We start from the raw sequence: 14,841 nt of genomic DNA, 5'->3' as shown, positions 1-14,841 counted from the left end.
ACGAGCGGGACCGGCGGGACCGGCCGTGGCGTCAGCGGGGTTCCCCTCCGCCCGCACGCCCCCACGGCAGGCGGCAGCGGCAGGCGGCAGGTGCCGCGATGCTTCCACGCTTCCACGGTGGCGACGGCGGGACTTCGCCGTGGCCCCGGAATGCAGGCAACCCGAACCTGAAGCGGGCCCACCGGCCCGGCCCGGCGCCAACACCGCCCCTGCTGGCGGGGGTTGCGGGACCGCAGCCGTGGCGGCAAGCGGGGACCCGGGGCAACTTCACTCAGCCTGGAGGAGCAACTCGGCATACGCCCGTGGTGCGTTGCCGTCGCGGGATCATCAGGTTAGATTTCTGGAAACTGATTCTAATTCGAGCGGGGCAGACGTGTTAGAGCTGAGGGGGAGCGGGGCTCAGCCGCTCGAGGCGGAGGATCCGCGCCGCATCGGGTCGATTCCGCTGGCGGGCCGGCTCGGGGCCGGCGGCATGGGCCGGGTGTACCTCGGGGTCCGGGACGGACGGTACGTCGCCGTCAAGCAGCTGCTGTCCTCCGTCGTCGGCGAGGACGAGGACTTCCTGCGCCGCTTCGGGCACGAGTTGGACAACCTCGCCCGACTGCCCGCGGACGCCACCGCTCCGCTGCTCGCCGGCGACCGCACGGCGAGGCCCCCGTGGTTCGCCACCGCCTACATCCCCGGGATCACCCTGCGGGAGGCCATCGGGCTGCACGGCGGCCCACTGCCGGCGCACGCGCTGTGGCTGCTGCTGCGGGAGGCGGCGTCGGGTCTGGCGGCGGTGCACGCGCTGGACGTGGTGCACCGGGACCTCAAGCCGTCCAACGTCATGCTGACCGTCGACGGTCTCACCCTCATCGACTTCGGTGTGGCGCGGGCCGCCGAGCAGAGCCAGCTGACCCGGACCGGCATGGTCGTGGGGACACCCGCCTACATGGCTCCCGAACAGGCTTCGGGAACACGGCGGTTGAGCGGCGCCACCGATGTGTTCGCGCTGGGCTCGGTCCTGGCGTACGCGGCGTGCGGCCAACCGCCCTTCGGCGACGAGTCGGGACACGGCGTGCTGTACCGGATCGTCCACGAGGAGCCCGGCCTGGAGCCGCTGCGGGAGCTGGAGCCGGACCTCGCCGATCTCGTCGCGGCCTGCCTCGACAAGGATCCCGACGGCCGCCCCACCGCCGCCGAACTCCTCGAACGTGCCGCGCAGCACGGCCCCTTCACCGCGCCCCTGTGGCCGGCGGCCATCACCGAGCGGCTGACCGAGCGGGCCGCCTTCGCCGCGAACGTGCAGGAGGCCGACGTACCCACCCTCCCGCTCACGGGTGGGAAGCCGGACGCGGAACCGGGGGCGGAGCCGGCGCAGGCTCCGGGCAAGGAGCCGGAGGCCGCCGGACCGGAGCCGACGCCCGAGGCCACCTCCGGACCGGACGGCACGGAACGACCGGAACGGCTCGAACGGCTCGAACGGCTCGAACGGCTCGAACGACCGGAGCGGCGGCGGCGTACCCGCGTCTTCCTCGCCGTCGTGCCCGTCGTCGTGGTCGCGAGCGGTACGACCCTCGCCATCCAGCACCTGCCGTACACGTTCTCGCCGAAGGCCGGGGCACAGTCCGCCCCGTCCGCCGCGGCCACGGCGCCGGCCGACCCGTCGGCCTCGACGGCGGCGGGCGGCGCCCCTTCGGGTACGGCGTCACTCCCGCAGTCCCCGGGCCCGGAGCAGGGACAGGTGCAGGGACAGGCGCAGGGAGGGGCCGGCGGCGCCCCGGTCACGGCGGTCGGCGGCACCGGTGCCGGCCCCGGCCCGGCCTCCGGCGGCGAAGCTCAGACGGGCCCGGGCGGATCCGGGAACTCCGGCGGCCCCGCGAACGCGGGCGGCAGCGGCAGTACGCGCCCCGCCGGCGGCGGGACGTCCACGACCCCCACGGCGGCACCTCCGGCGCCACCCGAGTCGGGCACCTACCGGTACCGCAACGGCAACAACGGCGAGTGCATCACTCAGGTCTTCGGATCCTCGGACTCCGGCGACTGCGGTGACGCGACCGCCCGCTGGACCGTACGGAGCACGTCGGGCGGCGGCTTCAAACTCGTCAACCAGCAGAGCGGCCAGTGCCTGTACTCCAACGGGCTCGGCCAGGCCGTCTTCGTGGGCGCCTGCGCCCAGGAGATCGGCAGGGTGTGGCGTACCGGTGCCTCGGGCAGCCTGCGCAGTGACCTCGGCGGCGGCTGCCTCGACCTGGGCATGAGCAGCGGCCTGGTGACGAAGACGTGCGGCGGCGAGGGCTCGCAGCGCTGGACGAGGAGCTAGGCCACGTCGTCCACGTCGTCCACGTCGTCCACGTCCGGTCCCTCTGGCGGTACCAGGACGGCTCTCCCCAGCGGACGAGCCTGAGAGCGCTGGTCGGGTCGCTACCCGGACGCCCTGCCGCGGCCCGCGGGCCCGCCCTTCGTGGGCGGGTGCCCGGCCTTCGCCGGTCTCGGCGACGCTGCGGGCAGCGGCGGGAGGGCCGTCTCGTAGAGCCAGGCCGACACCAGGTCGTCCAGTGAGTCGGCCGCGTACCGGGCCACGTGGTGGGTGAAGCCGGCGGTGGTCACCACTCCGAAGCGGTGCACGGCGACCCAGTCCCGCAGCATGCGGAAGAACGCGTCGTCGCCCAGGGCACAGCGGATCGCGTGCACGGCCAGTCCACCGCGCTGGTAGAGGCGGTCGTCGAACATCAGCTTGCGGCCCGGGTCGGCCAGTCGCAGGTCCTGCGGCTGCGAGGCGAGCAGCCGGTGCGCGGCGGCCGCCAGCTGCTGCGCGGTGCGGCCGCCCGAGTGCTCCGACCAGAGCCATTCGGCGTACTTCGCGAAGCCCTCGTTCAGCCAGATGTGCCGCCAGTCGGCGATGGTCACGCTGTTGCCGAACCACTGGTGCGCGAGCTCGTGCGCGATGAGGCGTTCCGAACCGCGCACGCCGTCCACGTGGTTGGCGCCGAAGGTGGAGAGGCCCTGGGCCTCCACCGGGACGTCCAGCTCCTCGTCGGCGATGACCACGGCGTACTCGCCGAAGGGGTAGGGGCCGAACAGTTCCTCGAACAGCTGCATCATGGCGGGCTGCCGGGCGAAGTCGCGGGAGAACTGCGGCAGCAGGTGCGCCGGTACGTGGGCGCGCTGCGGGACGCCCCCGAGGCCGGGGTCGCCGAGCCCGGGGTCGCCGAGCAGCACCGTCTGGTACATGCCGATGGACAGGCCGACCAGGTAGCTGGAGGTCGGCGCGGGCTGCTCGTAGACCCAGGTGGTCGTGCTGGCCTTCGTCGTGCGGGTGAGCAGCCGGCCGCCCGCGACGACCGTGTAGGGGGAGGGCGTGTTGACCGAGATCTGGTACGAGGCCTTGTCGGCGGGCCGGTCGTTGCACGGGTACCAGGAGGGCGCGCCGACGGGCTGGCTGGCCACCAGTGCGCCGTCGGTCAGTTCCTCCCAGCCGAGGCCGCCCCAGGGGCTGCGCACCGGCTTGGGGTTGCCCGCCCAGTGCACCTCCACGGTGAACGCGGCCCCGGCGGGCAGCGGCTTGGCCGGACGGATGCGGAGCCGTCCGCCCCGGTGGGTGTAGTGCGGCGCCCGGCCGTTCACCAGGACGCGGCCTGTTTTGAAGTCGGCCAGGTTGAGGTGGAACTCGGTGAGCGGTGCCCGTCCGGCGATCGCACTGAGCCGGGCCGTCCCGGCGAGCCGGTTGGGAGCGGGACGGTAGTCCAGAGCGAGCTCGTACCGGTGTACACGGAAGCGGGAGTCGCCGTTGGCCGGAAAGTACGGGTCCGATCCCGCTGTCTGCTGGCCGCTCACTGCCGCTCCCTGCGCTGTGCTCGTACGAGGTGCCCGAGTGCGGCTACCGCCACGCCTCGATCGGATTGCCCAGCCAGCGGGTGTCGGCGGGGACGGACTCCCCGGCCATCACGAGGGAGGCGGGGCCCAGGGTGCTGCGGGCCCCGACCGTGCTCCCGGGCAGGACGATTCCGCCCGGGCCCAGGGTGGCGCCCTCGCGCAGGACCACAGTATCCGTCCTCAAGATCCGGTCGTGGAAGAGGTGTGTCTGCAACACACAGCCGCGGTTCACGCTGACCCCGTCACCCAGCTCGACCAGGTCCGTTTCGGGCAGCCAGTAGCTTTCGCACCACACGCCGCGGCCGACCCGGGCACCGAGCGCGCGCAGCCACAGGGCCAGCAGCGGCGTACCGGGCACCGATCCGGCCAGCCAGGGCACGGCCAGTACCTCCACGAAGGTGTCGGCCAGCTCGTTGCGCCAGACGAAGCCGCTCCACAGGGGGTGCTCCCCCACCCGGTGCCGGCCCACCAGCAGCCACTTCGCGGCCACCGCGACCGCACAGGCGGCCACGCCGGCGGCGAGCAGGGTCGCCCCGGACAGCAGCGCGGCTCCGCCGAGTCCCAGGCCGCTCGTGGTGATCAGTGCGCAGAGCGCGGCCACGGTCAGTACGGCCAGCGCGGCCGAGCAGAACACCGGGACGAGCCGGCACAGCTCGACCAGACCGCGCGCCCACAGCAGACGGGCGGGCGGGTGGTACGTACGGCTCTGGTCGGCGTCGGCGGCGGACCGGGGCAGCCGGACCGGGGGCAGTCCCAGGTACGAGCTGCCCTTCTTGGCCTTCTTCGGCGTGGCGGACAGCACGCCGACCAGCCCGTCGTCCGGGACGGTGCGGCCGGGCGCGGTCATGCCGGAGTTGCCGAGGAAGGCCCGGCGGCCGATCTCGGAGTGTCCGATGCGCACCCATCCGCCGCCGAGTTCGAAGGGGGCGGTCAGTGTGTCGTCGGCGAGGAACGCGCCTTCGCCCACAGTGGTGAGGCTGGGCAGTGCGAGCACGGTGGACACCTCCGCGCCCCGGCCGATCTTCATGCCGAGCAGCCGCAGCCACACCGGTGTGATCAGCCCGGCGTACAGCGGGAAGAGCGTGTCCCGGGCCAGGTCCATCAGCTGGGTGACCGTCCAGACCTGCCAGCCGACCCGGCTGTGCGTCGGATGGACGCCCGTGCGCAGCCCGAGGCTGAGCAGGCGTACGGCGACCAGGAGCAGCAGCGCGTAGGCGAACCCGAAGGCGAGCGCCCCGGGCACCACAGCCGCCAGGGCTCCGCGCAATGCTTCGGGGATCCCGGCGTCGGCGGGCACGAACCGGCTGACCACAAGGAGGGCCGGCACGGTGGCGAGCACGGGCAGGACCGTGAGGCCGAAGCCGGTCGCCCCGTACATGGCCCGCCAGTGCAGCCCCCGCGGCGGTCGGTCCCGGGGCCAGTTGCGCTTGGCCTTGCCGAGCTTGCCGGCGGGGGCTCCGGCCCAGCGCTGGCCGGTCGGGATCTGGCCGACGACGGCGGAGCCGGGGGCCACTTCGGCCCGCTTTCCGACGCGCGCTCCGGGGAAGAGGATGCTACGGGTGCCGACCACCGCTCCGGCGCCGACCTTGACCGGGCCGATCTCGAGGCGGTCTCCGTCCAGCCAGTGCCCGGAGAGGTCCACCTCGGACTCCACGGCGCAGCCGCGGCCGAGTTTGAGCATGCCGGTGACGGGCGGCAGCGAGTGCAGGTCCACCTCGGGACCGATCTTGGCGCCGAGGGCCCGCCCGTAGCGCTCAAGCCAGGAGCCGGTGAGCGAGGTCGCGCCGGTGTACTCGGCCAGCCGCTCGGCCGTCCACAGCCTCAGGTGGACGCTTCCGCCGCGCGGGTGGCGCCCGGCCTTGACCCCGCGCAGCAGCAGTCGTGCGCCGCCGGCGGCGAGTGCGAGGCGGCCCGGCGGGCTGAAGAGCAGGGCCGCGCCGGCGGCGACGAGCCACCACGAGGCGGCCGGCGCCCACGGATGGGGCCCGAACCAGTGCAGGACGTTGCCCAGGGCCAGCAGGGCCACCGTCCAGCGCAGGCCGACGAGGGTGAAGAGGGGGAGCAGCAGGAGCGACTGGATCACCTTGGTCCGGAGCGCAACCGGCGTGACGGTCCGGGCCGCGCCGTCGTCCTGTACGGACTTCTCCAGGCGCCGGGCCAGCTTGCGCAGGGTGGGCTGCTGGTAGATGTCGAGTACGGCCGCGCGCGGGTAGCGGGTGCGCAGGCGGGTGGTGAGCTGGGCGGCGGCGAGGCTGTTGCCGCCGATCGCGAAGAAGTCGTCGGCGGCGCCGGCGACGGTGACTCCGAGGGTTTCGCTCCACTGTTCGGCGAGCCAGGCCTCGGTGCCGTACAGCTGCTCGGTGCGGCCGGGGGTCTCCAGTTCGGGAAGCGGCCAGGGCAGCGCGTCGCGGTCCACCTTGCCGGAGGTGCGGGTCGGCAGTTCGCCGACCGGCGCGAGCAGCGGCACGAGGGCTGCGGGCAGCTCGGAGCGCAGCCGTTTCACCGCCGCGGAGTGGTCCCAGCCCTCCTGGGTGACCAGATAGCCGACGAGCAGCTGGTTGCCGCTGCGCGCCGTACGGACGGCGGCGGCCGCGCCGGCCACACCGGGCAGGGCCTGCAGCGCCGCGTCGACCTCGCCCAGCTCGATCCGGCGGCCGCCGAGTTTGATCTGCTCGTCGCCGCGGCCGAGGAAGACCAGCCCCTCGGGTTCGGCGCGGACGAGGTCACCGCTGCGGTAGGCGCGCTGCCAGCCGAGCGACTCCAGCGGGGCGTACTTCTCGGCGTCCTTCTCGGGGTCGAGGTAGCGGGCCAGGCCGACGCCGCCGATCACGAGCTGGCCGCTGCCGCCCATCGGCACGGGCTCGCCGGACTCGTCGACCACGGCCAGTTCCCAGCCGTTGAGCGGCAGGCCGATACGGATCGGCTCCTCACCGGTGAGCAGGGAGGCGCAGGCGACGACGGTGGCCTCGGTGGGGCCGTACGTGTTCCAGACCTCGCGGCCCTCGGTGACCAGGCGCTGGGTCAGCTCGGGCGGGCAGGCCTCGCCGCCGAAGATCAGCAGCCGGACCTCGTTCAGGGTCTCGGGCTCCCAGAGCGCGGCGAGGGTCGGAACGGTGGAGACCACGGTGATCTCCTGCTCCGCCAGCCAGGGGCCGAGGTCGGCGCCGCTGCGCACCTGGGAGCGCGGTACGGGCACGAGGCAGGCGCCGTGGCGCCAGGCCAGCCACATCTCCTCGCAGGAGGCGTCGAAGGCGACGGAGAGTCCGGCCATGACCCGGTCGCCGGGTCCGATCGGCTCCTCGGTGAGGAACAGCGCGGCCTCCGCGTCGACGAAGGCGGCAGCGCTGCGGTGGCTGACTGCGACGCCCTTGGGCCGGCCGGTGGAACCGGAGGTGAAGATGATCCATGCGTCGTGCTCGGGGCCGGGGCGCGCGGCGGCGGTGCGGACGTCCCCGAGAGCGGTGACGTCGATGCGTGCTCCCGCGCCGAGCACCGCCCGTACCCCGGCCTCCCGGAAGACCAGCTCGGCCCGCTCGTCCGGGTCTTCGGCGTCGACCGGCACGTAGGCGGCGCCCGCGGCGAGGACGGCGAGGACGGCCACGTACAGCTCGTTGGTCCCGGACGGCACGCGGACGCCGACCCGGTCGCCGAGACCCACTCCGGCGGCTGCCAGGGCGCGCCGTGTGCGCTCGACCTCGGCGGCCAGCGCCCGATAGGTCAGACGGGTGGTTCCGTCGTCCAGGGCGGGCTCGTCGGGGTACGCCCGTACGGAGGCCTCTAAGACGTCGACGAGGGTGCGGGTGGGGGCTGCGGGCCCGGCGGAGAAGCGGGCCGACTTGCCCGCCTCCTCGTACCCGTCCTCGTCTGCGAGCAGGGTGAGTTCACCGCGCTCAGGTGTGGCTGCCATAGGCCCTCGCGTCTCGTTCCCGGCAACGTCCGGGTCGCCCGGCGGAGCCCGGGTCTGCCCGGGTTGTTCCGGTCCGCGCCGAACAACCCACCAGCCTAGTGCGCCGTCAAGGATTTTCCCGTTGAAGCCTTGGGTGTGGCCGGAAGATGCGCAGGGGTCGGTCAGTGCTCTGCGGTGTAGCGGATCCGCGCCCACAGGGGGAGCGCGAACCAGCACAGGAGGTACCAGGCCAGCACCCCGGCCACCAGCCACGGGACGAGGGCGTTGTGGGTGGCCACGCGCAGGACCAGGAAGAGGGCCGCGGTGCACGTGGCCAGCAGCAGGACGAGGCCGGTGAAGGTGAGGCGCGACGCCCATGCCACCGCCTCCGGTTTGATCCGGCGGCCTGAGACGATGCGGTGGAAGGCGACGGGCCCGATGAGCGCACCGGTCGCCAGGGAGCCGAGGACGACCGTGACTATGTAGATCGTCTTGTCGGTTTGCGGAAGATCGTGGAAGAGCGGGGTGAAGACCACGGTCAAGAGGAAGCCGAAGAGGATCTGGACGCCCGTCTGGGCGACGCGGATCTCCTGGATCAGCTCCTGCCACTGCCGGTCGGCGCGCTCCATGGCGCTCTCGTCCCTGGCGCGCTCGCTCTGGCCGCTCGCACTTCGGTCGGTCGCGTCAGACATGCCGTCGTCTCCCTGGGTCGCTCGCATCCGGTCGCAGCCGCCCGTCCCCGGGCGGCTGCGTCTCCACCCCGTGCAGACCGGCTCTTGTCCGCCGGACTCCCACTCTCGGGCCGACGTACCGCGTTCACCACCGCACCGAGCTGCTGCGGCGAACGAGCGGCCGGGCAGGCCCGGGGTGTTGTGCGGCGCCTACCCTTTGCGCGCCCGCCCACTCCCCCACACTTCCGGTGCGCGCCCGCTCGTCCTGCGGGCCTTCTTCCGGGGACCATGCGGAGAACAGCCGGCAGGCCCGGTGCACCGCTGGCGCCGAGGAGTCACCGGGCCGCGCCGCCGACCGTCGCCGTGCAGCCTCCGTCAAGCCGGGGCGTCGCCGGCGCAGGCCGGGCACAGGCCGCGGTAGGTGACCTCGACGCCCGACACCGTGAAGCCGAAGCGCTCCTCCGCCGGGAGGCCGGTCAGCGGGTCGCCGGTCGGGTGGACGTCGCGGATGAGTCCGCAGGCGGAGCACACCAGGTGCTGGTGCGGGTGGTGCGCGTTGGGGTCGTACCGTTTGGCGCGGCCGTCGGTGCTGACTTCGACGACCTCGCCGAGGGCGACCAGCTCCCCCAGGGCGTTGTAGACGGTGGCCCGGGAGATCTCCGGCAGCCGCTGCGCCGCGCGGGCGTGCACCTCGTCGGCCGTGAGGTGGACGTGGTCTCCGTCGAGGACCTCCGCGACCACTCGTCGCTGGGAGGTCATCCGCCAGCCACGCCCTCGCAGCCGCTGCAGCAGGTCACTCATATCGGCTCACCTGTTCAGGTTCGACGGGTACCCGAAGTTCGTCGGCCGACATCCGGGATCCGATTGAATAGGGGCTTGGTGTGCTTCTTGACTTGGACTCTGTCCATCGTAGGATCGGTTTCGCAGATAGCCAAGAGACAGGAAGACCCCCGAGCGGCAGGTGACGGAGACGTGACGGACCACCGCCCGGGAGCTGCGCGGGGCCGAAGCAGCAGCCGGGCGCTCGCGTCGCCTCTTCGAGACCGTCCGGGACGGTGAGCGCCTCGGCGTCGATGTGATCGGCCGGGCCGACGTCCGCACACCGGGGCCTTCACCCCGGACAGTTCCACCGCATTCAGTCCTGAGCACCGCGATCCGCCTGGTACGGAAGGATTCCCATGTCTGAGAACCACGATGCAATCGTCACGGACGCCACGCCTGAGGGCGGCGGTGGCTGCCCTGTCGCGCACCAGCGCGCCTCGCACCCCACCCAGGGTGGCGGCAACCGCCAGTGGTGGCCGGAACGGCTCAACCTGAAGATCCTCGCCAAGAACCCCGCCGTGTCCAACCCGCTGGGTCAGGACTTCGACTACGCCGCGGCGTTCAGCACGCTCGACCTCCCGGCGGTGAAGCGTGACATAGCCGAGGTGCTGACGACCTCCCAGGACTGGTGGCCCGCGGACTTCGGCCATTACGGCCCCTTCATGATCCGCATGGCGTGGCACAGCGCGGGCACCTACCGGATCAGCGACGGCCGCGGCGGAGCCGGGGCCGGCCAGCAGCGGTTCGCCCCCCTCAACAGCTGGCCGGACAACGGAAACCTGGACAAGGCCCGCCGCCTGCTGTGGCCCGTAAAGAAGAAGTACGGCCAGAGCCTTTCGTGGGCCGACCTCATGATCCTCGCCGGCAACGTCGCCCTGGAATCGATGGGCTTCGAGACCTTCGGCTTCGGCGGCGGCCGTGCGGACGTCTGGGAGCCCGACGAGGACGTGTACTGGGGTCCCGAGACCACGTGGCTCGGCGACGAGCGCTACACGGGTGACCGCGAGCTGGAGAACCCCCTCGGCGCGGTCCAGATGGGCCTCATCTACGTCAACCCGGAGGGCCCGAACGGCACTCCGGACCCGCTCGCCGCTGCGCGCGACATCCGTGAGACGTTCCGTCGGATGGCGATGAACGACGAGGAGACGGTCGCGCTGATCGCGGGCGGCCACACCTTCGGCAAGACCCACGGCGCGGGCCCCGCGGAGAACGTCGGCGACGACCCCGAGGCCGCCCCGATCGAGCAGCAGGGCTTCGGCTGGAAGAACACCTACGGCAGCGGCAAGGGTGGCGACACGATCACCAGCGGCCTGGAGGGCATCTGGACGAACACCCCGACCACCTGGGACAACAGCTTCTTCGAAATCCTCTTCGGCTACGAGTGGGAGCTGTTCAAGAGCCCCGCCGGCGCGCACCAGTGGCGGCCGAAGGAGGGCGCCGGCGCCGGTACCGTGCCGGACGCCCACGACGTCTCCAAGAGCCACGCCCCGACGATGCTGACGACCGACCTCTCGCTGCGGTTCGACCCGGCGTACGAGCAGATCTCGCGGCGCTTCCTGGAGCACCCCGCCGAGTTCGCGGACGCCTTCGCCCGCGCGTGGTTCAAGCTGACCCACCGCGACATGGGCCCGATCGTGCGTTACCTCGGCCCCGAGGTCCCGGCGGAGACCCTGCTGTGGCAGGACCCGCTCCCGCCGGTGACGCACGAGCTCGTCGACGCGGATGACGTCGCCGCCCTCAAGGAGCAGGTCCTCGCCTCGGACCTGACGGTGTCCCAGCTCGTGGCCACGGCGTGGGCCTCGGCCTCGTCCTTCCGCGGCAGTGACAAGCGGGGCGGCGCCAACGGCGCGCGCATCCGCCTGCAGCCGCAGAGCGGGTGGGAGGTGAACGAGCCCGACCAGCTGGCGACGGTCCTGCGCACACTGACGGGCATCCAGGAGTCCTTCAACTCCGCGCAGAGCGGCGGCAAGCGGATCTCGCTCGCCGACCTCATCGTGCTCGCCGGCGCCGCCGCCGTCGAACAGGCCGCCAGTGACGCCGGACACGACATCCGTGTGCCCTTCACGCCGGGCCGCGTCGACGCGTCGCAGGAGCAGACGGACGTGGAGTCGTTCGCCGCGCTCGAACCGACCGCGGACGGGTTCCGCAACTACCTCGGGAAGGGCAACCGGCTGCCGGCCGAGTACCTGCTGCTCGACCGGGCGAACCTGCTGAACCTCAGCGCCCCCGAGATGACCGCCCTGGTCGGGGGCCTGCGCGTGCTGGGCGCGAACCACCAGCAGTCGCCGCTCGGCGTCCTCACCGCCACCCCTGGCTCCCTCACCAACGACTTCTTCGTCAACCTGCTCGACCTGGGCACGACGTGGACGGCGACGTCCGGGGACGCGAACACGTTCGAGGCCCGCGACGACGCGACGGGCCGGGTCAAGTGGACCGGCAGCCGTGCCGACCTCGTCTTCGGATCGAACTCGGAGCTGCGCGCGCTCGCGGAGGTCTACGCGAGCGACGACGCGAAGGAGAAGTTCGTGAAGGACTTCGTCGCGGCGTGGAGCAAGGTGATGGACCTCGACCGGTTCGACCTGGTCTGATCCTGCCGTCCGGCCGGCCGCCCCGGCCGGCCCCCGCATCCCCGCCTCCTGCGGCCGGGCTTCGTGCGAAGCCCGGCCGTCGGCGGATGCGGCACCGGTCCGTGCGCCGGCGACACCACGGCGGCGGGCCGCATGCCGGGCTCCCCCGGCCAGGGACACGCCCCGCCCGGCAGCGCCGACCACTCGCCCGTCCACGGGGCGTACCGCGTCTGGTCGGGACAGCGGACGGAAGGCCGGGGGCTGGGCCGGGGACTGGGCCGGGGGCTGGGCCGGAGTCCTCTCGACGACCGGCAGATCGCACTGGCGTCGGCCGCACTCGACCGCGCTGCGGAGCGCTGGTACCGGGTGGCGGAGGGTGAGACGCTCCACTGGCCCTGGTGACGTGTTGCGTGTGGCCCGGCCGGTCTACGAATCCGCGTGGGCACGGCCGAAGACGAGCCGGATCGCGCTGATCGTCAGATCGGGATCGTGCACCTGTACGTAGTGGTCGCTCCCGGTGGCCAGGAGGTGCGGGGTCTGGTTCCCCAGCTCCACCAGCGTCTGCTGTGCCTGGGGCCAGGCCCGCTCGACGGTGTCCAGGAGGGTCTTCGGAGTGCCGGGCGGCGCGGCGAACGGTTCCGTCTTGCTGAGGACGGCCATGGGTACCCGGGGCAGGGGCTTCGCCGCGGTGACGGTCTCGATCGAGCCGTCGATGTCGGCCTTCTCGAATGCCGGCTGCGCGTCGAAGGGCGTGCCGGGGTGGTTGAGCAGCTTGCGGTACGCGGCCCACTGCCCGCCGAGGAGGGACCGGACGTCCGTGCCGAAGGCGTCGACGAACACCAGACCGGCCGTCTTCTCCGGGTGCCGCTGGGCGTAGAGCCGGGTGATCATCCCACCGAAGGAGTGACCGACGAGGAGGTAGGGGCCCGGCAGGCGCGCGGTGGTCAGCAGTCGGTCGAGATCGTCGGCCATGGCGGTGAGCGAGCGGGTGCCGTCGAGCGGCGTGCTGCGGGTGGTGAGCGACAGGGGTTCGGAGTACCGGATGGTTCCCGGCCGGTCGTAGACGCACACTCGCGCGAACGCCGCGACGCCCGGGAACACGGCCGGGGACTTCGGTACGGGCGGCCGGGTGTCGGTGAAGGTCCACGTGTCGGAGGAATCGTGCAGCCCGGATTCCAGAATGACGATGGGGCGGCCGCTGCCCTTGCAGCTCAGATGGAGGGTGCGGCCGCCACCCACCGCGATCCGCCCTGAGTAGTCACCGGTGGCCGGTACGGGAGAGGGGGAGGCGGGCGCGCCGCGGAGCGCCGCGGGGCCGCCGCACCCGGGAACGGTCGCCAGGATCACCGCGATCACCGCGGCGGTCAGGGCCGGCATTCGCTGTCGCATCGGCTCTCCGAGTCGTCCTTCGTCGGTGCCCCGCCCCTGGTATCCGCCCCCGGAGTCCGGACCCCCTCTCCCGCCCACGTTCCGGCTCGGCCCGGTCCACGGCCCGATCATCCGCCATGAGGGGCCGGGGCCGCGGCATTGCCCGCACGGGTGTCGCAGCCCCGGGCCGCGGCCGGGGCGCGTCCTAGCGGGTCATCGCCAGGGCGATCTCCCGGTCCACACCGTCGAGTTCCTCCTGGCGGTCCATCAGCATCAGCTGCTCCTTGTAGTGGGTCAGCGCGGTGACGAGCAGGCCTGCCCGCTCTGGCTCCATGGCGCACATGCGGCGCGCGGCGGCGACCGACTCGGCCCGCAGAGCCAGGGCTACGCCGTGGTCGTGCGCGAAGTCCTGGCGGCTGTACTCGTACAACGCGACGGTCAGCAGGGGCAGATAGGCCAGCGGACTCACCTGGGCGAGCACGCGGTAGGCGGCGACCTCTTGTCGGACCGGCAGTGTCTGTGATCCGAGGAGGGCCACTCGGGCTCGGAGTACCGCGTCGTGATTGATGTGCGCCGTGTACGTCATGACGGTGATTCTCAAAGCCGCACAGGGGTCCAAACAAGGGCAATCGACTGTGCCCTTGGTCCTACGAAAACGCCCTCTGACCTGTCATGATGGATACGTCATACTCCTGTGCCCGTCCCGGACGCTCCGTCAGCAGCCGAGGAAGGACAGGCGGACCCGGCGCCGGGGGTTGTCCCGGTTGGTGTCCACGAGGGTGACGGACTGCCAGGTCCCCAGCTCCAGTGTTCCGTCGATCACCGGCAACGTCGCGTGGGGCGGGACGATCGCGGGCAGTACGTGGTCCCGCCCGTGGCCGGGGGAACCGTGCCGGTGCCGCCAGCGTTCGTCGGCCGGCAGCAGGAACCCGAGGGCGGTCAGAAGGTCGTCGTCACTGCCCGCACCCGTCTCGATGACGGCGAGCCCGGCGGTCGCGTGCGGCGTGAAGATGTTGAGCAGCCCGCTCCGGCCCCGTGCCACCTCCGCCAGAAAGGAGGCGCAGGCCTCGGTCAGGTCGTGGACGGTCTCCCGGTCCCCGGTCGTCACATCGATGGTGCGCGAAACGAAGATGTCGGCCATGGCCCCATCCTCATGCCGTGGCTCGTCGACGGGGCGCAATTGCGGCCGGTGTCGGCCGAACCGGCCGGCCCGCCTACGATGATGACAGCGGGCGCGCTCCGTTCTCGCGCACCCGTCCGGGGGATTCGTGACCGAGGTGACCGACCGGCCGCCGCGCCGCCTGCTGCTCGTCGAGGACGACGCGGTGACCCGCGACACCGTCCGCATCGCGCTGGACCGGTACGGCTGCGCGATACGCCGCGTCGGCGGAGCACGCCGGCGACCGGCGCGTGGCCGACGGGACCATGTCGCCCTTCACGGAGCGGGGAGCCGCGCCGCCACGATGACGTTCCCGTACGGGTCCGCGAAGGGCAGGGACCGGCCGGACGCCCCCTCCCGCTCGTCCCACCCACCCGCGTACGCCGTGACCCCGCAGGTGCCGGCCGGCCCTCCACACATCGGCCCTGTCCAGGACGCGCAGGGGGCGGGATGGCCGCCGTACTGACGGCTGAACAGCTCACGCTGCCCGTGCCCGTCCGCGGCCGCGTG

The 14,841-nt window shown here is 72.6% G+C and carries 11 protein-coding genes; 4 read left to right on the top strand and 7 right to left on the bottom strand.

Annotation, left to right across the window (positions count from 1 at the left end; all coding sequences use genetic code 11):
- Positions 1-373: 373 nt before the first annotated feature.
- Entirely contained in the window at positions 374-2,305 is a 1,932-nt protein-coding gene (locus tag ACWGIF_RS24375; protein WP_453500611.1) for a protein kinase domain-containing protein, read from the top strand.
- Between the two features lie 101 nt (positions 2,306-2,406).
- Here ACWGIF_RS24375 and ACWGIF_RS24370 read toward each other — a convergent pair whose 3' ends face one another.
- The 4 genes from ACWGIF_RS24370 to ACWGIF_RS24355 form a co-directional block, all read right to left on the bottom strand.
- Positions 2,407-3,819 carry a M1 family metallopeptidase gene (locus ACWGIF_RS24370; RefSeq protein ID WP_453500610.1) on the bottom strand — a complete coding sequence of 471 codons (1,413 nt, stop codon included), beginning with the start codon at positions 3,817-3,819 and terminating at the stop codon, positions 2,407-2,409.
- Between the two features lie 43 nt (positions 3,820-3,862).
- Entirely contained in the window at positions 3,863-7,765 is a 3,903-nt protein-coding gene (locus ACWGIF_RS24365; protein WP_453500609.1) for a Pls/PosA family non-ribosomal peptide synthetase, read from the bottom strand.
- Positions 7,766-7,926: 161 nt separating this feature from the next.
- Positions 7,927-8,436: a DUF6328 family protein gene (locus ACWGIF_RS24360; RefSeq protein WP_453500608.1), complete on the bottom strand. Its 510-nt coding sequence runs from the start codon at positions 8,434-8,436 to the stop codon at positions 7,927-7,929.
- Positions 8,437-8,790: 354 nt separating this feature from the next.
- Positions 8,791-9,216: a Fur family transcriptional regulator gene (locus ACWGIF_RS24355; protein ID WP_453500607.1), complete on the bottom strand. Its 426-nt coding sequence runs from the start codon at positions 9,214-9,216 to the stop codon at positions 8,791-8,793.
- Between the two features lie 377 nt (positions 9,217-9,593).
- On the opposite strand from ACWGIF_RS24355, the gene katG reads away from it, so the two are divergent.
- Both katG and ACWGIF_RS24345 read left to right on the top strand, forming a co-directional pair.
- A complete protein-coding gene (gene katG / locus ACWGIF_RS24350) occupies positions 9,594-11,825 on the top strand; it encodes a catalase/peroxidase HPI (protein ID WP_453500606.1) in 2,232 nt (743 codons plus the stop codon).
- A gap of 132 nt (positions 11,826-11,957) precedes the next feature.
- On the top strand, positions 11,958-12,206 hold the full coding sequence (locus tag ACWGIF_RS24345; RefSeq protein WP_453500605.1) for a hypothetical protein: 249 nt from the start codon (positions 11,958-11,960) through the stop codon (positions 12,204-12,206).
- 24 nt (positions 12,207-12,230) lie between these two features.
- Here ACWGIF_RS24345 and ACWGIF_RS24340 read toward each other — a convergent pair whose 3' ends face one another.
- From ACWGIF_RS24340 to ACWGIF_RS24330, 3 genes are all read right to left on the bottom strand, one after another.
- Complete coding sequence (locus ACWGIF_RS24340; protein ID WP_453500604.1) at positions 12,231-13,193, bottom strand: alpha/beta fold hydrolase; 963 nt, start codon at positions 13,191-13,193, stop codon at positions 12,231-12,233.
- 184 nt (positions 13,194-13,377) lie between these two features.
- Entirely contained in the window at positions 13,378-13,758 is a 381-nt protein-coding gene (locus ACWGIF_RS24335; RefSeq protein WP_453500603.1) for a hypothetical protein, read from the bottom strand.
- A gap of 129 nt (positions 13,759-13,887) precedes the next feature.
- Positions 13,888-14,313: a secondary thiamine-phosphate synthase enzyme YjbQ gene (locus ACWGIF_RS24330; protein ID WP_453500602.1), complete on the bottom strand. Its 426-nt coding sequence runs from the start codon at positions 14,311-14,313 to the stop codon at positions 13,888-13,890.
- Between the two features lie 127 nt (positions 14,314-14,440).
- On the opposite strand from ACWGIF_RS24330, the gene ACWGIF_RS24325 reads away from it, so the two are divergent.
- Entirely contained in the window at positions 14,441-14,797 is a 357-nt protein-coding gene (locus ACWGIF_RS24325; RefSeq protein ID WP_453500601.1) for a hypothetical protein, read from the top strand.
- Positions 14,798-14,841 lie beyond the last annotated feature (44 nt).

Source organism: Streptomyces sp. NPDC054849 (assembly GCF_053610945.1).
Note: the sequence above shows the minus strand (reverse complement) of the source record. Positions and strands in the feature narration are given on the sequence as shown.